The organism is Propionispora hippei DSM 15287 (assembly GCF_900141835.1).
Taxonomy (GTDB): domain Bacteria; phylum Bacillota; class Negativicutes; order Propionisporales; family Propionisporaceae; genus Propionispora; species Propionispora hippei.
Genome location: NZ_FQZD01000034.1, coordinates 13,887 through 40,621 on the forward strand (window position 1 = coordinate 13,887; position 26,735 = coordinate 40,621).

Here is a 26,735-nt window from a genome sequence, read left to right on the forward strand (position 1 = left end):
CCTTTTACGCTTCTTCTCCGCCTGCCTGCACCATCCCGGTTTGCACCGCCCAAATAGCAAGCTGCGTCCGATCCCGCAAATTCAATTTACTGAGCACAGCACTCAAACTATTGCGCACCGTTCCTTCGGAAAGATTCAAACGTTCGGCAATTTCTTTATTGGAAAGACCTCTGCCAACCTGCACCACTACTTTGCGTTCGGTGCGGGTAAGTTCTTCCGCCGCCCTGGCATCCACTTTAATCGCAAAATTATTCTGCGCCATTTTCGAAAACAGCTTGACCACTTTGGTCACAATATTGGAGTTGATCATAGCTCCACCGCCCACAACGTTGCGTATGGCAGCAGATAATTCGGGGACCGACACCCCTTTAAGCAAATATCCACTGGCACCGTATTTGAGAGCATTGTACACATACTCATCATCGTCAAAGGTTGTCAAAATGATGATTTTGATGTTCGGATACTTGTCTTTTATAAGATTGGTGCATTGTACGCCATCCAGTTCCGGCATACGGACATCCATAAGTATCACATCAATCTGATAGCTTTTTAAAAGACGCATGACCTCATTCCCGTTTTCCGCCACAGCGATCACTTTCATATCTGTGTTCATATTCAATACAATCTTCAAGCTTTCACGGATGAGTTCCTGATCATCGGCGATCATCACTTTTATCACTATATCGTCCTCCTATGGGAAGTATCGCTTTGATAATAAAACCGTTCTCGCTTTCACAATGCAAACTGCCCCTAAGCAATGAAACCCGCTCCTGCATATGACGCAGCCCAAACCCCGGAGTAATTTCCCTGCAGCCTATTCCATTATCATGCAAAAGAATTTCCAGTCCCTCCGGTGTGTGTTCTACACAAATTTCAACTCTTGTCGCTTGCCCATGACGGTTGGCATTGGTAAGCCCTTCCTGCACAATACGATACACCACTTCTTCTTCGTCCTTGCGCAGACTCGCAGGCCAATCTTCCCTGCTCCACACTATATGCATGCCGGTGGAAGCGGAAAAATCAACGGCCATCTGCTTAAGTGCCTCATGCAGCAAAAGTTTTTCCAGAGCATCGGGGCGCAATTTATTCACTGAACGGCGGATATCGGTAATGCCGTGCCTTGCCGTTTCCCTGATTTTTTGCAACTGTCCTTTGGTAAAGTCCGGTGCCGCATCAATGGTGGCCAGGCATGCGTCAATGCCGGCGGCGATTCCCGTAAGGGCATGTCCCAGCGTATCGTGGATTTCCCTGGCCAAGCGGTTGCGTTCCCTGGTCTCTGCCATACATTCCGCTTCAAGCGCATAGTCCCTAAGCTGTTCATTAGCGGCGTTGAGTTGTGCATTCAGGGATTTTATATGTTCCTTTTCTTGATGCTGACTTTGTACAAGCATTGTCATATATAACACGAAAATCACCAAATTAAGCGAAGTAAATACATTGGAGACGGCTTTCAATCCCCCTTGTACCGCCGGCGTATAATAGGTAAGGTACGCCTCAATCGGAACGATTTTCATCTGCAGCGCCGCCAGATTGTAGTTGGCGATTAAATAAAGCGCCAGCATGGCGACAACTAAAAACAACCGCTGTTTTTTCCCCTCATAGCCATGCACCAGATCCGCCACAACCAAAAGCACAACACCATCATAGGCCATATTGATGCTCCGCATAACCAATACACAGCAACAAATTTCAAATACAATTAAGCTATACTTCAAAGCAAAATTTTGTATCCTGCCCTCCCGATAGACATAGCTAAGTCCCAATAAAAGCAAGAAAGACAAAATTGCCAGAAAAAATATCCGTTGCGCTGGCCATGGCACGGTGGAAAGAGGCTCCAAAAAAGAACGGGCCGTCATGGATTGAGCAATTTTTTGTTGCGTCACATTCATAAAGCCGGCAAACAGAAAAATAACCAGACCGTTGAAACCGTACAATAAATTATGCAAACCTGATGCGGCCTGTTCACGGCTACTATCTGTCATCCGTCCCATCCCTCCATATTTTCACCGGCCATATTATCCTGGGTCAAAAGACGCGTTGGCAGCTTTATTAGCTTCTCCTGGTTTGTCCCTGCCAGTATTTCATACGCCTTAGCCGCCGCCAAGCGACCGCTAAGGCGCGGATATTGCGCTGCCGTTGCCGTCATATGACCGTGTACTATCATATCTTTCGTCTCCGGGGCGCCATCAACCCCATAAACCATGACCTGTTCCAATCTCCCGGCATTTTTCAAGGCCGCCATAGCCCCCAGCGCTGCCGGATCATTCAAAGCCATGACAATATCTATTTTTTTATGCCGCTGCAGCAATGCTTCCATCGCCGGCATGGCAAGCTCCAACTGCCCTTTGCATTCCGCGGCATCAACAATATGGAATGAAGGATATTGCGCGATGGTATCCTGAAAGCCTTGGATACGGTCAACGGCAGATCTGGCCTGGGAGTGTTTAAGCAATACGATATTCCCTCCCGGGGCATGCGCCACCAAGTGTTTTGCACATTCTACGCCGGCCATATAATTATCAGAAACAATCGTACAAGCCACCAGGTTATCATCTTCAACGTTCGTATCAATGACCACCACAGGAACATGGGCTTGTTTTGCCAGCTCAAGAGCCGGTCCGATTTTCTGCCAATCCACAGCATTCAAAAATAAGACCTTAATGCCGCTGTCGAGAAGTTCTTTGATTTCATCCATCTGCCGCTCCATACTCAGCGCCGAATCCCTTGTCAGCAGGATATCTCCGTGGCTCTCTATAGCGGCGCGGATTTCCTCATCCACAACCTCATAAAACGGATTGTTGAGCGTCATATAGACAGCGCCAAATTTACGCCGATGCTCATTCTGGCGGATTGAATAATCGGTTTCGATTATCTGCTGCATTTTCCAAGCAAAAAAAATGCCGCAAAAAAGCATTGCCATCCAACAAAAAATACGCTGCTTCCTTTTCATATGCCCCTCCATACAAAAATAGCAGATTTACTAAAATTATACTACAATTCCAGCACTGCGGCATTAGTAAAAGCAAAAGAGGACGGGCATGGCACAATTGCCATAGCCCATCCCTTGCAGTCAAGAGTAATCCGATTCCGCTAAGCGCAAGATTTTTTCTATGTTTTCCTTGCCATTGCTGATTCCCTTTTTCACAATAAGAGCAGCACCAAAGCTTGCCACAGCCAAAGATCCTCCGCTCACTTGCATTAAACGCTGGAAATTTTCATTATTGGCTCCCCACCATAGGAAAACCACACCAATTCCCGACAAGGCTAACAGCAGAGAAAACCATCTTTCCAAATTCCGTACCATTTTGGTCTGCATGGCTGCCTCTGTAATAAGTGCGCCTCTGTCCATCGTTTTCATAGCCGGTTCCTCCGTACAAAATTTACGTATGCTTAATACGTCAAACCGGGGTTAAAGAATCCGATGAGTACACCGACAAACGCAACGACAACAAGTAAAAGCATAACCATCGTCGGCGATATATTTTTCTTGGTCATGAGCCACCAGCAAAACATAACGGTCAAGGCCGAAAGCATTTTAGGATAAATTCCATTCAAGGTCTTCTGCAGTTCCGCGCCTCCCGGTAAAACAAGTGAAGTATTAATGTTGATCCAGGAAGCCGCTACTGCGCCGATGACGATGGTACCGATCATAATAATGGAGTCGCGAATCGCCTGCGCTTGCTCGCCTACAAGCACTTCAACCGCTTTCCCACCAAGATCATAGCCCTTAAAGTATACGAAACGCATACCAAACCACATCAAAAGGTTCCAAACGACGATATAGAAAATAGCACCCAGCGGACTTCCTCCACCGGATAATCCCAAGCCAATTCCAAGCAGAATGGGAATGAGCGTGCCGACAATCATCGAATCACCGATACCAGCCAGCGGCCCCATAAGGCCAGCCCGAATCCCGTTGATGGCCTCGCCGTCAATAGGCTGCCCATTAGCCTTGGCTTCTTCAAGCCCGGCGGTCATACCGACAACCAAAGCACCGATTTGCGGTTCCGTATTGAAAAAAGCCGTATATGTCTGCATAGCTTCTTTTTTCTGTTCCTTGGTTTCGTACAGCTCTTCGACAATGGGGAGCATGGCACACAAATAGCCAAAGGTCTGCATATGTTCCTGGGAAAAGCAGGTCAAATTCCCATAAAACCAAGACAGAAATGATTTATTCAGCGTTTTTTCCGATATTTTCTTCATAATTAGATATCCTCCTCATCATCGCCAGCATTAGCCCCTACCACTACGCGTTTATTCTGGGCCATGATGACCTTATAGTTGATAACGGCAAAAAACGACCCAATAATTGCCGATGCGATAAGGTTCAATCCCAAGCAAGCGGCCAAAGTAAAACCGAATAAGAACGTAATAAAATCGACAGCCTTTTTGGCAACCTGCTTTAAAAGGATGGCAACACCGACTGCCGGGAGAAGACTACCTACGGTAAACAGTGTTTTCATAGCAATTCCATCCATCGGTAGGTAGGCTTTCATGACATCAACCATACCTGCCCCCGACATGGTAATGATAAAGGTGGGAAGAAACGAGAAGAGAATGTGGGATATCCACGGCAGCCCCATATCAACAAGATATAATTTACCAAAGTCGCCCTTTTCTACAGCCTTCCAGCCGATATGCTGCCAGACAAGATTCATGGTTGCCGTCCCGTAGAATAATACCGTTCCCAGGGTACCAACGGCTGCACCGAGTGCTGCTGCCATGGCCTGAGCTTGCGTTGTTGCAGGATCAAGACCTATCCCCTTGACTGCACAAATGGCCAGAGGAATCCCGATATAGCTGACCGCACGTACATCGGCCGACACTGTTCCGCCTGGTGTAACCAGTGCAATATAAATGACCTGAATAGCCGCACCAATAATAATACCAGATTGTACATCTCCCAAAATAAGACCAACCACGAGACCGGCTACCAGCGGGCGTCCGAGTGTATAGTTGCCAAAGGTGGTACCGCCTAAGCCCGGCATACTTGACAAGCATGCGAAAAGGCCCAGTAAAGCCGCTTGTAATGCATTAATTTCCATAGATAATCACTCTCTTTCTTTTTTTATTTAAAGCCAAATTGGCCACGGAATTTTCTCCAATTGCCAATGGCTTTTTCCTTAATCAGGGCAAACTCAATTTCATAGCCTGCCTGCATAATGGCTTCTAAAGCTTCCGCCTCTTCTTGCGTAATCGACTGGTTATTGCCAAGCTGCACCGCTCCCGGACGGTCATTGCAAGGCCCGATGACGACGGTCTTAATTCCCGGATCGAATTTTTGATCTACCAGAATTTTTTTCATATCTACCGGATTTTTGGTAATTAAAAAATAACGTGTATCGCTCTCAATGACCTTTTGGCATTTCTTCTGCCAGTCCTCCATCGTCCAAACAAACGTCTTTTTTCCTGAGGCATTGGTATAAGCCGCTTTCAATACCGAATTAGTCGCCGCAGCATCATTGACAGCGACAAGTCCGTCACAAGGATATTCCAATGCCCAGCGAGTGCAAGTCTGGCCATGGATCATGCGATCATCCACACGCATAAACGTAATCGACATATAAATTTCCTCCTCAAATTTCCTGATCTTCTTCGGGTTCCAACGCGAATTGCTGCATGGCATTCCTAGATTCCGCCAATAACAGTTCCGGCAGCGTGGATGGATCGCAGGATTCCCCTGTCAATACAGCAGTCAGCGCCATCGGGAGATTCATTCCGCCAAAGGCCTGTGCCTGCCCAAGCAAACCCCTGTCAGCCAGCACCTTCATGGCTGTTGTGAGCGGCGATCCTCCTATAAGATCGGCCAGAAGCACAATGCGATCCTGTACGGTGACAGGTGCAACCAACTTCTCAACAGCAGCAGCATATGCATCCGCCCCCATCCCGTCTTTCAGGCTTGTGGACAAGACCGTTTCACGGTCACCTGCAATCATTTTCAAGGCACTATGCAGCCCTGAAGCCAACTCTCCATGACTTACCAACATTACATAAAACACATGATCCCTCCCCGGTGTCACTGAATAATTTAAACAGTTAAATGATTTGCAAATTACTGATTATTTTGATTTTAACAAAATACCCAAAAGAAAACAGCTGCAGATCGTCACCTCTTTTATCCTTATCCACATGATATTTGTCATATTCCCCCTGCACAATGTCATGCCCCACCTGAGCCGTGTTCCCAAACTACCATAAACCCTCCCTGACGACGCTTTATATGCTATACTCATTGGATTCATTTTACATAGAGATCTCCACTATTTCCGCAAAATTTTGTGTGCCCTTTAGGGTATAACTCGTCCGACGCGACAATCACGGCCTACGATCATTCGGTTAATTTGCAGACACTCCCGGGCCCAAAAGCTACAGCAGCCATTCATTTGAAATATCCTGAGGCCCCGGTTATATTCATCGCACCGCCCGCATCGTGGCAAGCGCCGGTAGCCAATAAACGGCAAACAAGCAGGAGATAAAAAAAAGCAAACCCCATATATGCTTTCACACAGAGGTTTGCTATCAGAACATTTTTCTTTATGGCAGGCTGCTATGGCAAAAACGGCCTGCCAGAGCTTGTTGTTGAAAAAAGGACATCCCGGCAAGTCTTGCTTGATGTTTACTATATTCTCACATATGCTTTTATAGTGGCAATTCTCTTACCTTTAGATTTTCCATAAGGAGCTACCGTATATTCGCCAACACAGCTCGGTACAATAAAGGTTTCTGCATAATGTACCACAAAGGGGTCAAATTTTCCTGTTGGCGATGTTACAACAGCCTCTTCCCCTTCAACTAAATTAAGCATATTAACTGACCCGCCAGTATTGTGTTTCACCTCTTTATCAAACCAGTGCCTCCTGGTTTCAATAAACTCCAATTCATGAAGTCCAGTTCTTTCCTCCCTGATTCCATCTTCCTCTTTTATAAGATCGACTCTATTTAATAAATTAGCCTGAACCCATTTAGTATTTCTATCATGTTGAATCACGTTTTTTCCATGCTCTATATGAACAGGTCTTGGTATCCCATCAAGGCCTACCCTACCCCAATCCCAAAGTTTCATTGTAAAGATATAGGGAGTTGCGCTTATTTCAAGTACCATGGCATTCTTGCCTGAACAATGGATGGTTCCGGCAGGGATCAAAATGTGATCATGTTTTTTTATGGAGAACTTATTTATGTACTTGGTATCATCGAAGGTTTCTCCCTTACGCTGCGCCTTTTCTAGCGCCGGAATTAAATTTTCCCTATTGACTCCGTCTTTTATGCCAAGATAAACACAGGCATCCGCTTCCGCATCTAAAATATAGTAGCTTTCATCCTGGGTATAATGCATTCCAAAGTTTTCTTGAATATACTCTGTTAATGGGTGTACCTGAAGACTTAAGTTGCCGCCTCCCATAGTATCCAAGAAATCAAATCGGATAGGAAATTCAAGTCCAAATCTTGAATGAACTTTAGGACCTAAAAGCTCATTTGGCTTCCTGAATACAATATTAATAGCCGCGATTTCAATCACGACATCATCTATTTTTAAATATACTGAGTTTTCTTCCGGTACTCCATCAAAGCACCAGGCGAAATTATTATACGTTTTCCTTAGATCACATACTTCCTCCATCCATTTTCCACCCCAAATTCCTTCATCAAAATAAGGTACCAACCTAAACGGTTTTTTCGAGGCTTGGTCTAAAGCTCCTCTAAAGGCATTCCCTGTAATCATCTTCGGATCATCTTTTCGATTCGTATCAATTAAATAATCTATATCATCAAATAACGATCTCTTATGCCTGTCCAATACTCTCCATTCGACGAAATAGGCTCGCTTATATTTTCTAAGAATGTCTTCATTAAAATTACCTGCACCCCAGTTATCTAATTCTTTAGATCTTAGTCTCTGTTGTATTTCCCATCTTGCCATATCTCCATAAATCAGTATATCTCCCTTGGTTATTAAAGCTGCCCCTATTCCATATACAATAACCACTCCATGATCTACTTTGTCTATAGTTTCTTTTAATACACTCAGAAGCTTCTCATCATAAAATTCAATGAGTTTATGAACTGATAACACACCAAATACCCTATCTTCCGTAATATTTCTATCTAATTTTTTTCTTATAATATGTTCAGGCAGTTTGGCTTCTTCCGAATAAATGATCTTCTCTGCACCAATTCTATTAATAAGACTTGTTTCCAATTCCTCTTTTCTTACTCCATGGTAATAATCAATAACAATGACCATCTTCTGTTTGTTAGACTTTCTAATGGTTTTATGTAAAATTTCCAGAATCCTATCATACCCTCTCACGGCGTTGTCCCTGTACCCGTCTATTTCGATCATAGGTGCTTTATCATAATTAGCTGTTCTACCTTTAAAATACATACCATCGCTCCTTTACCTTTTAAAGAATATTAGTATAATATTATATCGTTATAACATTTTCCAATATAAAAATACTTCCCTGCACTGTTTGTCATGTGTTCACTTCAATGAAGTAGGAATATTTATCTCCCCGGTAAAAAGACTCGGTATATTCTACGGTCTGCCTGTTATGGTCAAAGGAAATCCGGGTTCGCTTCAGCACAGGACTTCCCTTAACAATTTCAAGATCCTCGCTAATTTTATCAAAGGCCTCAACTGCTTCGAAATGCTCCTGTATTTTAGCAATTTTAGTATTATTATGGGTAGCAATAAACTCATAAAGAGAACCAAAATATACCGTACTATCCAGGGGGAGATTCATCGCCTTTTTAAAATAAGTAATAAAAACTACAATCGGAACATCATCAACGCATCGAATTCGGTATACTTGGTAAACATCGTCATTCTCCTGAATTCTTAAGGCATTGGCAATTCGTTTACCCGCCTTTTGCACTCTTATTATGGCTAATTTTGTTACAGCCCGCAGACCTTTTTCTTGCATTTCATTTGTAAAACTCATTATTTTGTTCAACTTTTCTTGAATCTTGCCGGTATTTCCGATAACCTCAGTACCTTTTCCCCGTTGTCTTAATAAATAACCTTCGTTTGCCAGCTCAATAATCGCCTGCCGAACCGTAATCCGGCTAACATTAAAATACTTTTGCAAATCGACTTCACTGGGTATGATTTCTCCAGGAAGAAATTCTTCATTTTCTATTTTTTTCCGTAAATATTCCTTAATTTGTAGGTATAGGGGCATTGCGCCCCTGCTATAATCCAGATCTTCCAACTTAGGTACACCTCACTACGATCTCCCGCTTTATTATAACATTATATCATTATTCCCTTATGCGTCAAAGTGTACCCTTTGTTCCATAGCAATCCAGGCCTTTCATGATTTTTATCTTATCATAAAAGGCCTATTGTCTTTCTCCCAATCTTGAGCCCAGCTACCTGGCTGTTTTTTGAGCACTTCCCCACCGTTTGCTGTTACCGTCTTACTGGCGAAGTACATACGGCACCGATGGAAACAATCTCCGCCACATTGATCCATACAATTTGACCGGCTACATAGGGACAGGAAGGCTGCGTAAGGGCCATAACCAAGAACTCTTCTTCCTTTTTCTTTTTAAACGGTTTTTGGTATTCTGTAGTTTCAGTCTCTTCCGTTTCACTATCTTTACAATCTTCGTACTCACTGTAATCACTTTCACATTCAGACGATTCTCCGCCCATACCGGCAAAAGAAATGGAAATATGTTTACCCCGTTTAAAGTCAAGCTGGCTTTCCGCTAAAACCACACCGGTAAACACGCCTTGCCGCCTATGCCTGCTATGGCCTCCCGTTGCTGCCGTAGTCAGTACGGTGACCGGAGAACCAAATTCCAGTTTAAAACCACCCGGATAATTCATATACAACATTCTCACCTCGCCGAAACTTATGTCTACTATATATTATTCCACCCATACCGTGATGTGCTTGCCACAGTACGTGTTACCAATTGTGGGCCGCCATTTTCTTTTTCCGTTCGGAAATATTCTCAAAACAGGGCTGTAACAGGCGAAGTTGCAGGTATTCTTGTTAAGTAACCATCCCTTTAGCGACTGCATACTATGAAGTAGGTAACCCAAATACATTAACAAAGGAGCGATTACGATATGGGTCTTCCTAAAGGTTTAGACTTTGCCGGCGGGGCCATTGTTACCCTGGTGTTAGACGATTTTCAGCAGCTTACCGGCCGTTTTATCGGTGTTCTGGATGATGACCGCAAGCAATTCAAAGGAGGCCATCATGATCCTTGTAAACCCGAGCCTGATCCCTGCTGCAAAAAGCCGGAACCACCAGATCCCTGCTGCAAACCTGGTCATTTAGAAGTAGAAGTGGAAGACAGCCGCGAATTTTTGGTATTGCAATTATCGGAAGCCTCCGGAGTAACCTCGCTTACTTCGGCTACTCCTACTATTGTAGGCGGTGTGGTGACTGCGGTTGCCCTTGGTTTTACCTCCACCAGCTTCGCGGCCGGCTCATTTGTCGCCATCAATGTAGACCGGATTATTTATGCCGCCACCGGCGGTGTAACCAGTACCTTCACTATTCCCATCATCTTATAGTTTGCTTAGTCAGTCTGAAAAACAACAACTCCACTTGCTTACGGCAAGTGGAGTTGTTGCTTTCGGAACGGATATAACTATATTCCAATTAAAACCTTAAATTCCAGCTACCCCCTTGCAAGGAATAATAAATAAACAAAAGTAAATAATACTAAAAAGTTAGATCCTGTTTCCGGCATTTGGGGTGAAGAGCATCTACAAAAAATTCTTAAAACGTATACGCTTTTTGCAATCTTTACAGGAACAGCGCTCTACACCCCTTGCACCATCTGCGGACGTCACTCAGGGTGTCATCAGTTCCAATTTAGAAGCTAATTTAACCTATCTGAAGCGGGCTATTGGGAAAAGCAGCGACATGATTTTCCGGGAATTTAAAATCGGTGATCCGTCCCAAACCAAGGCATTTATCTGTTTTATTGATGGCTTGGCCGATAAGGAAAAAGTGGATGACCATGTGATCAAGGCCCTGATGATTGATGCCCGCGATACAGGAAACACCAATCAGGCCTTGCCCCAAGATACTTATACACTTGTAAAGGAAAGCATTCTCAGTGTCTCGGAGCTCACGGAATCACAATTCTTTAATAAAACCTTGGACAGCATTTTATCAGGCTCTGTTGTTTTATTCATCAATGGCTATGATACCGCTTTTATTCTGGGGCTACGGGGCTGGAGCACAAGAAACATTTCCGAACCGAATACGGAAAATGCGATCAGAGGTCCCCGTGAAGGATTTACCGAGACACTGCGCGTCAATACGTCCATGCTCCGGCGAAAAATCAAAAATCCTAACCTGGTTTTGGAAACTAAAAAACTTGGCCGACAGACCCGCACCGATGTTTGTATTGCCTATATCAGCGGTATTGCCAATGAAAATATTCTGAAGGAAGTAAAAACCCGGCTTGACCGGATTGCTACCGATGCCATTTTAGAATCGGGATACATTGAACAGTACATTGAAGATAATCCCTTTTCCCCTTTTTCCACGATTGGCAACTCAGAAAAGCCGGATATTGTAGCCGCCAAACTACTGGAAGGGCGGATCGCCCTGCTCTGCGACGGCACCCCCTGCGTGCTTACCGTTCCTCATTTATTTGTCGAAACATTTCAGTCCGCCGAAGATTACTATTCCCGTCCCTATTTATCTACCGTGGTGCTTTGGCTCCGTTTAATAGCCTTCCTCATTACCTTAACGGCCCCTGCCTTATATGTAGCGTTAGAGACCTTTCACCAGGAGATGATTCCTACCGTTCTCTTAATTACGGCGGCGGCGGCAAGAGAAGGGATTCCTTTTCCGGCCTTTCTTGAAGCCCTGATCATCGGAACTATATTTGAAATACTAAGGGAGTCCGGTGTCCGGATGCCCCGTCCCATCGGGCAGGCAATCAGCATTGTCGGCGCGCTGGTTGTCGGAGAAGCGGCCGTACGGGCAGGTATCATCAGTGCGCCTATGGTCATTATCGCAGCGTTAACAGCCATTACCGGCTTCATTCTGACCCCCCTGTTGGACGCAATTGTACTATTTCGCTTTACCTTGCTTGGCTTGGCCGCCATCTTTGGCTTATACGGCGTTACCCTGGGCATTCTTTTCATTCTTGGCCATTTGTGTTCCCTACGCTCGTTTGGTTCACCTTATTTAGCCCCATTTGCGCCTACAATAAAAGCCGAATTAAAAGATTCCCTGGTTCGGGTTCCCTTATGGATGATGCGTTCCCGCCCCAAATCGATTACCTGGAAACGTTCACGGCGCCAGGCTGTTTCAGCAAGATCGCACACCCCCGCCCCGGAGGAAGGTGACACTGAATGATCCGGACTTTTTATATTCTGGTAATAGTCTTCCTCTGCCTTACGCTGTTAACAGGCTGCTGGAGCCGCAAAGAATTAAATGAGCTTGGCATCGTTCTGGCGGTCGCCCTGGATCAGGACCCGCAAAGTGACGGTATCCTTTTAACAGCACAAGTGGTAAAACCGGGAGCACTGAAGCAAGAAGGCGGCAACGGCGGTGAAAAAGAACCGGTCCAGCTCATTACTGCCAAAGGTGCTACCATAGCCGATGCTATCAAAAACATGTCCAAGGAACTTGATCGAAAACCGTTTTTTTCTCACAATAAGCTGGTAGTCATCGATGAGCAGCTTGCCCGTAAAGGCTTATTGCCGCTTTTAGATTTTTGGGGAAGATCTACCGAAATACGCCCCATACTCTGGCTGTTCATCGCCAAAGGAGTACCGGCCAGAGAAATCATCAGCGAAAAACACGGAATCGAAAATATCCAGGCAACCTATTTAAATGCACTCATTAGGCGCAATACGTTTCATTCCGAAGCCAGTACCCCCAGTCTATTGGAATTTTTAAAAGATCTTGGCAGTGATACGAATGATCCTTTTACAGGAGCTGTGGAGATTGTGGACGTCCTGCCCTCAACCGATAAAGAAGGAGCAGCTAAAGGGGTCAGACTGGCCGGCACCGCTGTATTCAAGAAAGATAAACTGGCCGGTTTTCTTACTGACCGTGAGACAAGAGGCCTCAATTGGGTGATCGGAGAAGTAAAGAACGGAATGATCCAGGTTCCCTCTCCGAAAGAAGCCGGTAAATTAATTACGATTAACATTAAAGACGCTACCTGCCATATCAAACCTGAATTAATAAATGGAAACTACAGTTTTACCATTAAAATTTCCGAAGAAGGCGACATTGCCGAAGAGCAGAGCCTTGACGATATTACTAAGCTTCCGGTCCTGGCGGAAATCAACCAGGCACAGCAGCAGGTTATTGAAGCAGAAGTCAGAGATACGATTCATAAGGTACAAAAAGAATATGGTACCGATATTTTCGGGTTTGGTAAAATGCTGTACGCCGACTACCCTGATGAATGGCAAAAGATTAAGACTGACTGGCCGGACATCTTTCCCCACGTGGAATATACGCTAAAAGTTACCACAAAAATAAGAAGGACCGGATTACTCCAAAAATCCCTCATCGAAAAGGAAGGGCCGGAGCCGGAAGTAAACAGCAGAAACAGACCCTATGATATGCTAAAAGAAGAATGATTCGCAGCCCCGGTGACTTGGTTGACGGATCATCCAACGGTATGTCAGCAAGAGGTGCAATTTTTTAAAAACAAACTTCATTCACTTTTTTTGCGGGGGAAACAGCAATGAAAACCAAAGTACGCATCAGCAACTATCAGATTTTTTGCTTACTGGTTATGCATTCTTTAGGCAGTTCCACCATCTTTGCCCTGGGAATACGGGCCAAACAGGATGCCTGGCTTGTCGTCCTGTCCGGTCTGGTCCTTGGCTTTGGCATCATATGGCTGCACACGGAATTGCAGAAGCACTACCCGGAGAACAATCTGACCGAGATCAATGCAGCCGTCTTAGGGAAATTTTTAGGCAGCCTTGTCACGCTTTCCTTTGCCGGCTATTTTATCTGGGTCTCCACTTTAAATTTCAGTGAATTTGCCGAACTTATCGGTATCACCATACTTCCCGACACTCCCATTTTGGCGATTCAGTGCACTTTTATCCTGCTCATCATCTATCTTACCTATAACGGCATAGAAGTACTGGCCCGGATGAGTGAGTTTCTCATGCCTATCGTCATGTTATCCCTTATACTGATGTATGGATTAACCGTCATATCCGGCAATGCCCATCTTCTGGAACTGCAGCCCATTCTTGCCAATGGAATAAAGCCCGTTTTAGCAGAGGTTTATCCCTCTTTTTCCACTTTTCCCTACGGCGAAGATGTCGTTTTTCTTATGTTTTACTGTTATTCAAACAACACCAAACTGATTCGAAAGTACGCATTTTCCGCGATCTTCCTGCTAGGTGCCTCACTGGTCGCTTCCACCATACTGATCATCGCCGTGCTGGGCGTCCCCCTTGCGGCAGCGACAACCATTCCCTTGATCGAAGTTGTCAAGATGATTAATATTGGCAACATCATTACCAATATCGATGCCATTGCCGTCATCGTGATTTTTGTCGGCGGACTATTTAAAGCCATGCTGTTTTTTTACGGCTCGGTGCTGGCCCTGACAACCCTGCTTAAGCTAAAAAGAAAGAGGGTTATCATCGCTATGGCAATATTTCTGGTCTGGATTAACCTGACCGCCATACCCAATTTTGTTTTCCACCGTTTTATCGGAATCTCCTTCGGCAACAGTTATATTCATGAACTTTATACCATTTATCTCCCGTTGATGCTGTTGATCATTACCTGGCTGAAAGCATTCAACAGTAAATTAAAAACCGCCGGTGATGGCCAAAAGACCCGCTCATGCACAACTACAGAATATTGCCGGGAAGGAGATTAGCCATGCCGACACTGGAGCTTTTACAAAACGTCGGGCCCTATCCGGCCAGCATCTATCTGAGCGGCTTGTTCTCGCTCTTTTTTACCGGCCTTGTTGCCGTCTACTATGTCTTTGTCTGCCTTTATTCCTTTGTGCGCCGCTAAAACAAAAAACCTTACACAGCAAGTGGCATGATAGCTACTCGCGTGTAAGGTTTATACCTTTTTATAAAGGAAAATCCTTATTGATTTTTTTATGGGTAAAGCGCCGGGAACGGTTGGCATACTCCTCTACAATATGGCCGTTGCCGATCACCTTATATTTATAGATAATCATACCTTCCAGACCGACCGGACCGCGGGCGTGAATCTTGCTGGTACTGATTCCCACTTCAGCGCCAAATCCGTAACGGAAGCCGTCGCTAAACCGGGTCGAACAGTTCCACATCACATTGCCGGAATCCACATATTCCATAAACTGTGCGGCCTTTTCCCGGTTTTTGGTGATGATGCTGTCAGTATGGCCGGAACCATAGGTATTGATATGCCGGACAGCATCCTCCAGACCGGCAACCAGCCTGATAGCCAGCTTATAGTCAAGATACTCGGTCTTCCAGTCCTCTTCCGTAGCCGCCGCGATGGGAATAATGGAACAGGTTTTAGGACAGCCAACCAATTCCACCTGCTTTTTATCCAGCTCGGCTTTGAGTCTGGGTAAAAATTCCGGTGCCACTCGCTCGTGAACCAGCAGCGTCTCCAATGCGTTACACACTGAAACATACTGAGTCTTGGAATCGGTAACCAGCCTGACCGCCATAGCCACATCAGCCTCATCGTCTACATAGGCATGGCAAATTCCGTCGGCGTGGCCCATAACGGGAATCTTGGAGTTATTCATAATGTACTGGACAAACTCATTGGAACCGCGGGGAATAATCAAATCAATATAACAGTCCATTTTCAGCATGGCGCTGACATCCTCGCGGGTTTCTAAGAGCGCCAGCCAGTTGGCCGGCAGGCCGGCTTCCAGCGTAGCCTGCCGGATTACCTCGGCCAGCATCCGGTTGGTTTCGCGGGCTTCCGAGCCGCCTTTTAAGAGTACGCTGTTGCCGCTTTTCAGGCAAATGGTGGAAATCTGAACCAGCGCATCGGGGCGTGATTCAAATATCACACCGATCACACCGATCGGACAGGTCACCCGGTACAGCTCCAAGCCTTCATCCAATTCGGTGGCCAGCATAGTTTTGCCTACCGGGTTTTCCAAACCAATCAGGCTATGAATTCCGTCAATGGCATCCTGCAGTTTTGCCTCATCAAATTTCAGGCGCTTGAGTAAAGGAGCCGCCAACTTTTCCTGTTCACTCCGTCTCAGATCCGCCTCATTGGCCTTTATAATTTCGTCTTTACGCGCCAGAAGCGCTTCGGCAATGCGGGCCAACGCGTGATTTTTCAGTTCCGCACCGGCTCCGGCCAACTGGATTGAAGCTTCCTTCACCTGCCGCGCCAACGTCTCCATACTCATACCTTTACCCTCCTGAGTAAGCCTACCCATTGTAGTATTACCGTATTTTACATCGTTACTACTTCGCTGTTGTTAAAGTCATTTCCTGCCGCTTTGCCGGGAATTAAGCGTCTCCCGGATGGCTTTGTAAATACAAAAGGGCACGCCAAAACTCCCATCCCCTGTGCCTAAGTCAATGCCGCTCCGGTTGGCGCCATGAAAATCGGTGCCGCCCGACGGCAGTAAATCAAATTCGGCAATCAGTTCATCGGCATAGGCAGTTTCGGCAGGACTGAAGGAAGGATAGAACCGTTCCAGCCCGTCAAGCCCTTTTTCTTTTAAATACATTATATGTTTTTTCATCTCTGCCGGTGAATAGCCGGCCAGCCCAATCCGTTTGGTATAATGGGCCAAGAAGGAAAGTCCGCCTGCTGCCTTTATTGTTTTCAAAGCACTTTCCACCGTCCACATTTCAGCTTCGCCATAGGGAATTCTATCCAGATAAATATCCCATACGTCCTGCGGTTCGGCACATAAGCGATTCGCCATAAAATATCGCAATACCGCATACCGGTCCAAATATTGGCCGGCCTTGTAAGATATAAGGAGTTCACGGGTTATAGCGACACCCTGTTCGTTCAACCGGGCGATAATCCCATCAATACTGGCATCCCGGTTCTGTTTAATCCTTTGATAAGCTTCGGCAAATTCGCGGTTATATAGATCAATGCCCAGACCAAGAATATGCAGGGTTTTGCCGTCCTCATAACAGGCGCTGATTTCAATACCCGGCACAAGTTGAACCTGGTATTCACCAGCCGCCTGCTGCGCTTCGGCAATTCCTTCAATACAGTCATGGTCGGTCAGTGCAATCACGCCGATACGGTTCCTGGCTGCAAGTTCAATCACTTGCCGCGGGCTTAGCGTGCCATCCGATAAATAGGAATGTGTATGTAAGTCAATCTCGGCCGGCATAAAAATACCCCCTATTTTGTTAGCACGATTATACTATACCGACAAAAAAAGAGTCAAGGAAACTTCTCCTTGGCTCCATTATGTTGACTGGCTTTAATGGTACCGCTGCCTACGGTGATTGAGGAATACATAACTTAAAAACAGTGTGACAAAAACAACATTCAGGCCTATAAAAAATACTTTCTGCGATACTCCCAGAATAGGCTGAATATACTGTCCGACAAAGACGAAGAAAATAAATGATGGGAGATATGCCATACAATAGAGAAGGCCCAGTCCGAATAAAATGACGAGCAGGTTTCGCATTTCATCGTCCCCTTCCAAACATTTTTCCTCCTACTATAATTGTATGACTCTTTAGATAATTCCGTCAATACATTTATCGATTTATTTTATTACCTGTTTTTTATGTTTCCAGCATGGCCGTAATCCGGTTTAGCTGTTGAAGCGCTGCAGGTTCAATTTTCAGGGTACGTGTCGCCTGTCCCGACCCGCCATAAACAAAATCATAGCGAAACAAGCGCCGGTCTAAAATATAAGGCACCGAAAGGCCGATCATCGGAACACAGCCTGCAGCAAAGCCCGTTACCTGTTCGACTTCCTTCCGGCTTGCCAGGCAAACCCGTTTGCAATTTACCAGAGCGGCAATTTCCTTAAAGTTAACTTTTCCGCGGTCACCGGCTATCACCAGCGCCTTATACCCATCCTCTGTTTTTAAAAACAGGGTAGGTGCCGTCTGACCCTCGACGATATGAAAATAAGCAGCACCCTCCTGCACTGAAAGTAGGGGAGTATCATGCAATATCAATTCGTATGCGTAACCACTGTTTCGCAGCAGGTTTGCGACTCTATCCATAAGCTGCCTACTCGCCAACGGCTTTTTGCCGTGCTAATCCGCCAAGAAATCCAGATAAGGCCCGAAGCTCCTGCATCAGTAAAAAATATTCCTGGGGATACAGAGACTGGGGACCGTCGCATAGGGCGATCTCCGGGTTGGGATGCATCTCAATCATGATGCCGTCCGCCCCGGCGGCCAAAGCGGCCAGAGACATCGGGGCCACCAGATCGCGCCGGCCAGTTGCATGACTGGGATCGACGATGACCGGCAGATGGCTGGCTTGCTTTAGCGCCGGAATAACACTCATGTCCAGCGTATTCCTGCTATGCGTAGCAAAGGTGCGAATTCCCCGTTCGCAAAAAACAACTTGTTGATTGCCTTCGCACAAAATATATTCGGCCGCCTGAAGCCATTCGTCCATAGTTGCTGCAAGCCCCCGCTTTAATACGACCGGTTTCTGGGATCGTCCCGCCGCTTTAAGCAGGGAAAAGTTTTGCATATTCCGGGCGCCAATCTGTAACAGGTCTGCATACTGTGCCACGACCGGCACTGCGTCCGGCTCCAGCACTTCCGTAACAATTTTTAACCCGGTCAGGGCACGGGCCTCCGCCATATACTCCAGTCCCTTCTCAGCCAGGCCCTGAAAATCGTAGGGCGATGTCCGCGGCTTAAAGGCGCCGCCCCGCATAATCTGCGCGCCGCCCTGACGTACCAGTCTGGCCGTAGCCAATAGCTGCTCCTTCGATTCCACGGCACAAGGGCCGGCAATAAACACTTTGGCGGTGCCGCCAATAACCACATCGCCTACGCGGATGACCGTATCTTCAGCCTTATATTCCCGGGAAACCAGTCTGTAACCTCCCATATCATACCCTCCTTATCACTTCTTAATATGTTGAGTATAAAAAGTAAGAATGATCCGCCTGTGCCAAATTCTTCTGGACACCGGCAGAAAGATTTTATGCTTTGTAACAATACAAAAAAGCCATTTCCCCGGTAAGGGGCAAATGACTTTGCGGTGCCACCCTTATGGACGCTATGCTTTCTCCAAAGAAAACACAAAAGCTATTCCACCCGCGAAGGGATGAAATAGCTCGTAATGCCACCCTTTTTCGAAAACCTGCGTTTTCCTCTGTTCAGGCACGGGATATTGCTATCCGATACCCTAGCCCGCTAACGTTGGCGTACGGCCCAGCCTACCAATCCAAGGACCTTCGGTGGGCAGCTCACGGGGCCATTCCATAGCACCTTATAGGCCGGTCATTGCACCTTCGGAAACTCCGATCACCGGCTCGCTGAACTAAAGGAGAAAGCTATGTACTCATCCCGCTCAATGCTGTTATACATTCAGTTGTTATAGAATATGATATCCTGTAAAATACTGTATGTCAAGAAGAAATCTATTGTATCATAGATGCTATCGATCGGCCAACGGTGTAAAGTACCAGCATGCCGGTAAATAAAATAACCGGATGGGTACGCCATTTATAAGTTTTCATTCCAATCACCTCGCTCACATATGTAAGGATAAAAAACAATTATGACAAGGCTGTGACAAACAGCCTTTATTGTCTCTGCTTTTAGTATGCCCTGTTGCCGGGAGATTTATTCCCCCCAAGGGTATGAAGACACGCCCTAGACTTTTTGCTAATACTCCCAGAAAATTGCCTGAATCTCCTCCAGGCTAGCGGTCTGGGTTAATGCCAGCATCAGCAAAATCCGGGCCTTTTGCGGGTTCAGATTATCGGCGGCAATAAACCGGTACTGATCATCATCAACGGCTCCATTGCGGGTAACCACACCGCTGCCCACCCGTGTGCTCCGCACCACGACAACACCTTGCTTCTGAATCCCGCCCAATACGTCTTTCATGTGCTTTGACATATTGCCGTTGCCAAGTCCGGCATAGACAAGGCCTTTGGCGCCGGCCTCAGCAGCCGCACAAGCCAAGGTACCCCGGTCGTTGACATGACCGTAAATAATGTCCACCTGCGGCAGTTCGTTTATTTTCTCTATCGGAAAGGAAGTCATATACGTATGCTTGCGAATCGGCATCCGGTAAAAATAAGGCGTACCGTCCACGACATAGCCAAAATTGCCCACATCAGGCGTCTTAAAAGTATCCTGCAGCGCCGTATTGGTCTTGGTCACCTCACGGCTGCAATGAATAGTATCATTTAAGGTAACCAGTACGCCCTTACCCCAGGCCTGGGGACTGGACGCCAAAATAACTGCGTTATATAGATTCATCGGCCCGTCACAGCTAAGCGAAGTGGATGGGCGCATTGCGCCGACCAGAACCACCGGCTTTTCACTGTTGACCACCAGATTCAAGAAATAAGCCGTCTCCTCCAGCGTATCAGTACCATGGGTGACAACAACTCCGTCCACATCTTCCCGCTCCAGCAGGCTGCTGACCCGTCGCGCCAGCTCCAGCCAAACTTCATGGGTCATATCGGCACTGTCCAACTGAACAAACTGTTCGCTGGTGATATTGGCAATCGTCTTAAGCGGAGTGATTTGGCTGATAATATCGTCGACCGTTAAAATAGCCGACCGGTAGCCGGTTGTGTCGGTCGCAGAAGGCGATACGCCGGCAATGGTGCCGCCTGTAGCTAAAACTGCAATATTTTTCATACTTTCATTCCCTTCAGATGTACATAGTATACACCTAATTCAATACTTTTTCCATATTCAATATATCACTATACATAAAAATCCTGAAAAATCGTTTTCAGCCCTAGTGATTCGCCAACGTAGAAAGTGCAAATTAATTTGCGGGAATTTTTCCGCAAGGCAAGACGGAGGAAACGCACCTATCAAACATAGGTAAGTCGACGACAACGAGGCCTTGCGGAGAAAGTACCGTAAAGGAATCGTAGTTTCAGCGTTGGTGGACCACTAGTTTCCCATCGAAAAAAATTATACAAATTCTGTATAATAGCTTACAATGAAAGGAAAGCAGAAAGCAATACCCAGATTTTTTTATAAACCAGGGGGAGGTCCGATGAATTATGCAATTAAATGATATTCAAAACCGCGTGTCCAGCTTTGTTGCTACCAGTCCCCTCAACTGTTTGGAGGAATTGCAGTCACTAAAGCTGTATGGTGAACCGTTGGTAGGGATCGCCAGCGTCGGCGATCCCTATTTCGACCGTCTTAAGGAGCCGGACGCCATCGGCAGCCGGCATCTTTCGCCGGCTGAATGGCTGCCTGGCGCCGTATCGGTTGTTTCTTATTTCCTTCCGTTTACCGAAGAAATCCGCCGGCCAAACCGCCGGCCGGGAGTAGCCGCCCGGGAATGGCTGTACGGCCGCATAGAAGGGGAACTCTTCAATAACGCCCTGCGCCGGCACCTAACAGATACCTTTCGACAAACCGGCTGGCAGGCGCTTGCTCCGGCTCTTGATAAACGCTTTGCCGTTTTGGAGCGACGCAGCAACTGGTCGGAACGGCATGTCGCCTTTATTGCCGGTCTGGGGACCTTCAGCCTGAGCCGTTCACTCATTACCCGGCAGGGTTCAGCCGGCCGCTTCGGCAGTCTGATTGTCGATGCTTATCTGGAGCCAACACCCCGCCCTTATGAAAGGATTGACGAATACTGCACCAAATGCGGTGCCTGTATCTTGCGCTGTCCCCCGCTGGCCATCAGCGAAGCAGGCAAGAACAACACGGTCTGCGCCGAATATCTTGACCGTGTCCTGGCCCGTTACCGTCCCCGTTATGGCTGCGGCAAATGCCAGACAGGCGTCCCGTGCGAAGAAAAAATTCCGCTGCCATAAAAAATAAGTAAAACCAGGAAAGTTTAGGGTGTCAACCCGAAAGCTTTCCTGGTTTTTCATACGCTACGCTTCAGCCTTGCTTAAAGCCTCGATGATTTGAACACCGGCACTGGTCCCCAGCCGTTCTGCTCCGGCTTCAATCATCTGCAGGGCCGTCGCCAGATCGCGAATGCCGCCGGCCGCTTTTACCTTAGCGACATCGCCGACAATCCGTTTCATGAGCGCTACATCCTCCACCGTAGCTCCGCCTGTCCCGAAACCCGTGGAGGTTTTTATAAAGTCCGGTTTTACAGCCATCGCTGTTTTTGCTAAAAATATTTTCTCCGCTTCGGTTAAATAGCAGTTTTCAAAAATCACCTTGGAAATCACATTTTTCTCCCTGCATAGCTCGACAATGTCCTGCATTTCCCGTTCGATATATTCGTAATTCTTATTCTTCAGCTCAGCAAGATTAACGACATAATCAATTTCATCCGCGCCCCGGGCGATGGCATCTCCCGTTTCAAACAGTTTGCACGCCAGCGTAGTCTGTCCCAAGGGAAAACCGACCGCTGCCCCAACATGTACCGGCGAACCGTTCAACAATCTTTTGCAGCGTTCCACTTGCGCCGGATTAATGGCCACCATTTTGAAATCATACCGTCTTGCTTCATCACATAACTGCCGGAACATAGATTCATCAGCAAACGCCTTAAGATTAGTGTGATCCACCATATTAGCCAATTGCCTTACGGAAAGCTTCATTCTTCATCCTCCTGTATTGCATATTGACAGCAACAGGGCTCACTGACCATTACCAGTTGAGCCCTGCCTACCCTCGTTTATTGTTTATATTTCATGTCGACTGTTTCCACATGATACAGGAACCAGTTATTAAGAAACGGAATGATTTGTCTGGCCTTACTGTACTCGCCTCGCTCAATGCAGGCTCTGCATTCCCTGACCTTTTCCAGATACAGCTCGTGTTGTATGGATTGTATCTCCAGATCACTGCTGTCTATTTCCCGCAAAAACTGTTCCTCACGACAAAAATGACTCTCGGCATGCTGGACAAGCTCGTTTAGCAACAGGTTGATCAGACTCCGATTCTGCTGCAAAGTCACTAGTTCATGTAGATGGCCAATCAGCTCCGTCATCTTCTGGTGATCGGCATCCATAGTGGGATTATTTACACTAAAGTTATCATTCCAAACTTTGAATGTCATAATAATACCCCCTTATGTAATTGTCGTATTACATAAATTATAGATGCGATGAAAAAAATCCTGCTTAAAAATTCAAGCAGGATGACAATTTTATCATTTATTTTTGGACAAACAACGGGCTGCCCTGCATCGTTGCTGCCAGGACAGCCCTGCTCTCCACTCCGTGTATTTAGGGAACCACTGATTTATTCGCACCGCGCAGCCAGGCAGGCTCATTAAATCAACAGTTCCCTAGCTTATAAGGAAAGCGTCACGCCGCCGACCAAGCCTTTGGCTGTAACATCGCTCTTTGCGTCGTCGTTAAAGATGACTCCCTTATATTTGGTATCACGGTAACCCAGGTTCAGTTTTGCATTATCCGTCATGCTGTAGCTAAGTCCCAATTCATAACCGGAAACACGGGTGCCGGTGCTTAAAACACCGTAGGCTTTAGTCTTAGGCGCAATCGGCAGGCTGCCGGCCACTCCCACAACAACCCCATTGCGTTTGGGCCCTCCGTCAGCCTGGGTCTGCGTCACACCGCCAAATAAAGATACATTGGCAATGGTATCGATCATATTATTGACCAGTACGAGCTGCTGCGCTTTGATGTCGCTGCTGCCATGCAACGGATTATCGGTTTTAAAATCATTGTATGTATACTGACCGGCGTAGCCAAAACCAACCCCAACGGTAAGCGCGTAACCGACATTTTGTTTGCCGTCCACTTTTACATTATCGCTGGACAAATTCGGGGAACCCATATTCAGATCAAGCGATACATGTCCCAAAGAATAACTCGGCATGGGACTGGCGCTGCAAACCGCAGTAGTAGCAAGCATCATACCGCACAGTATACCTAACATTTTTTTCATAAGTAAAAATCTCCTTTTCGGGTAGTCTCGTAGAAATTTTACACTACCATTATTATAATTCAATAATAATCATAGACTACCACATTACTTATGTCAACTGTAATGCCTGCCGTAAAAATCTGGCAATACCGCCTGCCGCGGGAGTCCCACGGTTAATCACACCGTAGTCAAGACTTCTTATTACTGTTTTTCCGGCTGATTATCTTTTTTATTCATCCCCAGACCATAGTATGACGCAACAACCAGTCCGAACCAGACCGGGGCAATATACAGAGCGACACGGGTATCGGCATCCATAAACATGACAAACACGACAAAAAGCAAGAATACCAGCCCGGCCCAAGTGGAAAATGGCGTGTGCGGCATCGGATACTTAATCTGCCCAATTTGCTCGTCAGTTAAGGTCTGCCGGTATTTTTTCTGAACCAGCAGGATTACCCCCCAGATCCAAAGCGCTCCAAAGGTAGCCACGCTGGTAACATAGGTGAATACATGAGCCGGGATCAAATAATTAAGCACCACGCCAATCAGCAAAAAAACGGCCGAAACCAGAATCCCCCGCACCGGTACCTGATCGTTGCTCAACTGACGGAAAGCTGCAGGCGCTTTGTCCTGCAAAGCCAGATTGTACAGCATCCGGCCAGTGCTGAACAGCCCGCTGTTGCAAGAGGAAAGCGCAGCCGTGAGGACCACGAAATTAATGATGCCGGCAGCCGCCCGGATGCCAAGCTTATTAAAGGTAAGCACAAAGGGACTGCCCATCGTGCCGATTTGGTTCCAGGGATACAATGACATGATGACAAACAACGCACCAACATAAAAAATCAGGATACGCCAAAACACCTTATCTATGGCGGCAGGCAACGACTTTTCCGGATTTTTCGCTTCGCCGGCCGTTACGCCGACCAGTTCAATACCCAGATAGGAAAACATGACCATCACGCAGGCCATCGCCATCCCTTCCACCCCATGAGGGAAAAAGCCCTGATTAATCCAGAGATTGGATATGCCGATCGCCACGCCGCCATTACCCAGTCCAAACAGAATCATACCCGCTCCGATGATAATCATCGCCAGGATAGTAACTATCTTGATCAGCGCGAACCAAAACTCAAACTCTCCAAACGCACGGACGCTGATAATATTTACACCGGTCATTGCCACAAGCGCCAGCAGCGCCGGAATCCACTGCGGCACTTCCGGCAGCCAGTAAGTCACATACACTCCGACGGCGGTAATTTCGGCCATACAGGTAACCACCCACATAAACCAGTAGGTCCAGCCGGTAATATAGCCATACACCGGTCCTAAAAAAATATGGGCATGGGCACTGAACGAACCGGAGACTGGATAAGCAACAGCTACTTCGCCTAAAGCCCGCATAATATAAAACATAATAAGTCCCGCCAGCACATACACCAGCATCAACGACGGTCCGGCCGTCTTGATAGCGGCCCCTGAGCCTAAAAACAAGCCAACACCGATAGCTCCGCCCAGTGCGATCAGTTGAATATGCCGCTCCTCCAGACCGCGATGCAGTTCTTCCTGCAAAGCACTTTCTCTCTTCATGGCAATCTCCCCATTCATTCAAAAAAGTAAACTTCAGTTATTTATATTAACACACCACCGGTTTCCTGTCATTATTTACCGTAACCTATTTTAGAAAATTCAGCCTTTTTTATATTATTTTTTAAATATATTTCTATTTATTGTTCATTTAAAAAACACAAAATCCTTTTTTATTCTTAAAACTAACAAAAACACCGGATAGATCAAGACTTTGATCTATCCGGTGTTTTGTCATTCTCCAGCGGCAGCGGTTTAGCCGCCGGCTGCAATACGGCAAACGTCCCGCCGTTCCGTGGCTGTCGCTCTTCCTCTTCAGTTAGCTTAACGTAACCCCAGGTCGCCATCAAATACCAGGGAACAAAGGGAGCAATCGAATCAAACAGACCGTTGGCCAGTGACAGGATTCCCAGTTTGGTAATGGTTTGGCAGAACATCATGCTATACACCATGCCCATAACTGTATAAATATAACGATATACCGTCTCTGACGGCAGAAAATAAAAGTACAGCATAAAAAATACCGTCCAGGCAATCGGAGCCATAAAGTGTATACCGAACAGGCCAAAAGGTTCATAGTTAATGTACCGGAACTCACCGATATAATTGGCAAAGCTGACTACCAAAATATCAGTCAGGCCGCCAAATATCATGCCATAAATAGCCAGACGGCGAATGTCCCGACGGGGAACCAGGGCTACCAGAATCACCGTGAACCCGAAGGTATAATAAAACGGAATTAAATTTGCCGTCATTTGTTATCCTCCTTGCAAAAAATCCGTTTTTTTTAATTTATACTATTATAACCACCGGGCCCGCACCTATTCATGTGCGTCTTACACCCTCCCGGCAAATCCTTCAGTCAGGACCACCCGTAAAACGGGTGGCTTGATTACGCCCTATAAGGGCAAGGTACTAGCTGAGTCTCAAGACTCACTGAAAAAGTCCGCCAACCGCATAACCTTTTCAGTCAGCCCCTAAAGGGGCTCTTTTTATGACTTTTTCACGGGCTCACCCGTAAACGGGTCTGTCAATTCCTTCAAACTTAGCTGGTCGACAATTATATCTTCTTGTAACTGCTCTCGGATATATTTTGCTATTGCCTCTTTGTTTCGTCCCACCGTATCCACAAAATATCCTTTGCACCAAAAATGCCTGTTTCCATACTTATATTTTAAAT

Annotated in this window: 28 protein-coding genes; 6 read left to right on the forward strand and 22 right to left on the reverse strand. The window is 46.4% G+C overall.

Annotated elements, in window-relative coordinates; all coding sequences use genetic code 11:
• Positions 1-4: 4 nt before the first annotated feature.
• The 11 genes from F3H20_RS15355 to F3H20_RS15405 all read right to left on the reverse strand — a co-directional run bounded on the left by F3H20_RS15355 (position 5) and on the right by F3H20_RS15405 (position 9,838).
• Positions 5-679 (reverse strand): response regulator transcription factor, encoded by a 675-nt coding sequence (locus tag F3H20_RS15355; RefSeq protein WP_149735790.1) that lies wholly within the window; start codon positions 677-679, stop codon positions 5-7.
• The gene (locus F3H20_RS15360) at positions 654-1,982 is read right to left on the reverse strand and encodes a sensor histidine kinase (RefSeq protein ID WP_149735791.1); all 1,329 of its coding nucleotides are present in this window, start codon (positions 1,980-1,982) and stop codon (positions 654-656) included. The genes F3H20_RS15355 and F3H20_RS15360 overlap by 26 nt, the downstream gene beginning before the upstream one ends.
• The gene (locus F3H20_RS15365) at positions 1,979-2,950 is read right to left on the reverse strand and encodes a sugar ABC transporter substrate-binding protein (protein ID WP_223191799.1); all 972 of its coding nucleotides are present in this window, start codon (positions 2,948-2,950) and stop codon (positions 1,979-1,981) included. Before F3H20_RS15365 ends, F3H20_RS15360 begins: the two co-directional genes overlap by 4 nt.
• Positions 2,951-3,070: 120 nt before the next feature.
• On the reverse strand, positions 3,071-3,358 hold the full coding sequence (locus F3H20_RS15370; protein ID WP_149735792.1) for a hypothetical protein: 288 nt from the start codon (positions 3,356-3,358) through the stop codon (positions 3,071-3,073).
• A gap of 32 nt (positions 3,359-3,390) precedes the next feature.
• Positions 3,391-4,203 (reverse strand): PTS system mannose/fructose/sorbose family transporter subunit IID, encoded by an 813-nt coding sequence (locus tag F3H20_RS15375; protein ID WP_149735793.1) that lies wholly within the window; start codon positions 4,201-4,203, stop codon positions 3,391-3,393.
• 2 nt (positions 4,204-4,205) lie between these two features.
• A complete protein-coding gene (locus F3H20_RS15380) occupies positions 4,206-5,045 on the reverse strand; it encodes a PTS mannose/fructose/sorbose/N-acetylgalactosamine transporter subunit IIC (RefSeq protein WP_149735794.1) in 840 nt (279 codons plus the stop codon).
• A 23-nt stretch (positions 5,046-5,068) separates the two neighbouring features.
• A complete protein-coding gene (locus tag F3H20_RS15385) occupies positions 5,069-5,563 on the reverse strand; it encodes a PTS system mannose/fructose/N-acetylgalactosamine-transporter subunit IIB (protein WP_149735795.1) in 495 nt (164 codons plus the stop codon).
• Positions 5,564-5,576: 13 nt separating this feature from the next.
• Positions 5,577-5,999 (reverse strand): PTS sugar transporter subunit IIA, encoded by a 423-nt coding sequence (locus F3H20_RS15390; protein ID WP_149735796.1) that lies wholly within the window; start codon positions 5,997-5,999, stop codon positions 5,577-5,579.
• Positions 6,000-6,619: 620 nt separating this feature from the next.
• The gene (locus F3H20_RS15395) at positions 6,620-8,386 is read right to left on the reverse strand and encodes a class I mannose-6-phosphate isomerase (RefSeq protein WP_149735797.1); all 1,767 of its coding nucleotides are present in this window, start codon (positions 8,384-8,386) and stop codon (positions 6,620-6,622) included.
• Positions 8,387-8,477: 91 nt separating this feature from the next.
• Entirely contained in the window at positions 8,478-9,215 is a 738-nt protein-coding gene (locus F3H20_RS15400; protein ID WP_149735798.1) for a GntR family transcriptional regulator, read from the reverse strand.
• A gap of 200 nt (positions 9,216-9,415) precedes the next feature.
• Positions 9,416-9,838, reverse strand: coding sequence for a hypothetical protein (locus tag F3H20_RS15405; protein ID WP_149735799.1), 423 nt, complete (start codon positions 9,836-9,838; stop codon positions 9,416-9,418).
• Positions 9,839-10,084: 246 nt separating this feature from the next.
• On the opposite strand from F3H20_RS15405, the gene F3H20_RS15410 reads away from it, so the two are divergent.
• The 5 genes from F3H20_RS15410 to F3H20_RS19985 all read left to right on the forward strand — a co-directional run bounded on the left by F3H20_RS15410 (position 10,085) and on the right by F3H20_RS19985 (position 14,999).
• Entirely contained in the window at positions 10,085-10,537 is a 453-nt protein-coding gene (locus tag F3H20_RS15410) for a hypothetical protein (protein WP_149735800.1), read from the forward strand.
• Positions 10,538-10,721: 184 nt separating this feature from the next.
• Positions 10,722-12,344 carry a spore germination protein gene (locus F3H20_RS15415; protein WP_223191800.1) on the forward strand — a complete coding sequence of 541 codons (1,623 nt, stop codon included), beginning with the start codon at positions 10,722-10,724 and terminating at the stop codon, positions 12,342-12,344.
• Positions 12,341-13,585: a Ger(x)C family spore germination protein gene (locus F3H20_RS15420; RefSeq protein ID WP_149735801.1), complete on the forward strand. Its 1,245-nt coding sequence runs from the start codon at positions 12,341-12,343 to the stop codon at positions 13,583-13,585. Before F3H20_RS15415 ends, F3H20_RS15420 begins: the two co-directional genes overlap by 4 nt.
• 107 nt (positions 13,586-13,692) lie before the next feature.
• Entirely contained in the window at positions 13,693-14,856 is a 1,164-nt protein-coding gene (locus F3H20_RS15425) for a GerAB/ArcD/ProY family transporter (RefSeq protein WP_149735802.1), read from the forward strand.
• 2 nt (positions 14,857-14,858) lie between these two features.
• On the forward strand, positions 14,859-14,999 hold the full coding sequence (locus F3H20_RS19985) for a hypothetical protein (RefSeq protein ID WP_177173577.1): 141 nt from the start codon (positions 14,859-14,861) through the stop codon (positions 14,997-14,999).
• Between the two features lie 61 nt (positions 15,000-15,060).
• Here the strand turns inward: F3H20_RS19985 and F3H20_RS15430 are convergent, their stop codons facing one another.
• The 5 genes from F3H20_RS15430 to F3H20_RS15450 all read right to left on the reverse strand — a co-directional run bounded on the left by F3H20_RS15430 (position 15,061) and on the right by F3H20_RS15450 (position 20,824).
• Entirely contained in the window at positions 15,061-16,356 is a 1,296-nt protein-coding gene (locus F3H20_RS15430; protein WP_149735803.1) for a glutamate-5-semialdehyde dehydrogenase, read from the reverse strand.
• Between the two features lie 78 nt (positions 16,357-16,434).
• Positions 16,435-17,310 (reverse strand): PHP domain-containing protein, encoded by an 876-nt coding sequence (locus tag F3H20_RS15435; protein WP_149735804.1) that lies wholly within the window; start codon positions 17,308-17,310, stop codon positions 16,435-16,437.
• A gap of 406 nt (positions 17,311-17,716) precedes the next feature.
• On the reverse strand, positions 17,717-18,166 hold the full coding sequence (locus F3H20_RS15440; protein WP_149735805.1) for an aminoacyl-tRNA deacylase: 450 nt from the start codon (positions 18,164-18,166) through the stop codon (positions 17,717-17,719).
• A gap of 7 nt (positions 18,167-18,173) precedes the next feature.
• Entirely contained in the window at positions 18,174-19,013 is an 840-nt protein-coding gene (gene aroF, locus F3H20_RS15445) for a 3-deoxy-7-phosphoheptulonate synthase (RefSeq protein WP_149735806.1), read from the reverse strand.
• Between the two features lie 782 nt (positions 19,014-19,795).
• Positions 19,796-20,824, reverse strand: coding sequence for an asparaginase (locus F3H20_RS15450; protein WP_316843177.1), 1,029 nt, complete (start codon positions 20,822-20,824; stop codon positions 19,796-19,798).
• A 338-nt stretch (positions 20,825-21,162) separates the two neighbouring features.
• Between F3H20_RS15450 and F3H20_RS15455 the strand changes: the two genes are divergently transcribed.
• Positions 21,163-21,930, forward strand: coding sequence for an epoxyqueuosine reductase (locus F3H20_RS15455; protein WP_149735808.1), 768 nt, complete (start codon positions 21,163-21,165; stop codon positions 21,928-21,930).
• A gap of 63 nt (positions 21,931-21,993) precedes the next feature.
• Here the strand turns inward: F3H20_RS15455 and deoC are convergent, their stop codons facing one another.
• The 6 genes from deoC to F3H20_RS15485 form a co-directional block, all read right to left on the reverse strand.
• Entirely contained in the window at positions 21,994-22,674 is a 681-nt protein-coding gene (deoC, locus tag F3H20_RS15460; RefSeq protein ID WP_149735809.1) for a deoxyribose-phosphate aldolase, read from the reverse strand.
• A gap of 77 nt (positions 22,675-22,751) precedes the next feature.
• The gene (locus F3H20_RS15465; RefSeq protein WP_149735810.1) at positions 22,752-23,135 is read right to left on the reverse strand and encodes a bacteriohemerythrin; all 384 of its coding nucleotides are present in this window, start codon (positions 23,133-23,135) and stop codon (positions 22,752-22,754) included.
• A 236-nt stretch (positions 23,136-23,371) separates the two neighbouring features.
• Positions 23,372-23,989 carry an outer membrane beta-barrel protein gene (locus F3H20_RS15470; protein WP_149735811.1) on the reverse strand — a complete coding sequence of 206 codons (618 nt, stop codon included), beginning with the start codon at positions 23,987-23,989 and terminating at the stop codon, positions 23,372-23,374.
• Between the two features lie 180 nt (positions 23,990-24,169).
• Positions 24,170-25,558 (reverse strand): amino acid permease, encoded by a 1,389-nt coding sequence (locus F3H20_RS15475; RefSeq protein WP_149735812.1) that lies wholly within the window; start codon positions 25,556-25,558, stop codon positions 24,170-24,172.
• A 203-nt stretch (positions 25,559-25,761) separates the two neighbouring features.
• Positions 25,762-26,310, reverse strand: a complete 549-nt coding sequence (locus tag F3H20_RS15480) for a hypothetical protein (RefSeq protein ID WP_188128362.1) — start codon at positions 26,308-26,310, stop codon at positions 25,762-25,764.
• Positions 26,311-26,547: 237 nt separating this feature from the next.
• On the reverse strand, positions 26,548-26,735 hold a 188-nt coding region (locus F3H20_RS15485), incomplete at its 5' end, for a transposase (protein WP_188128363.1).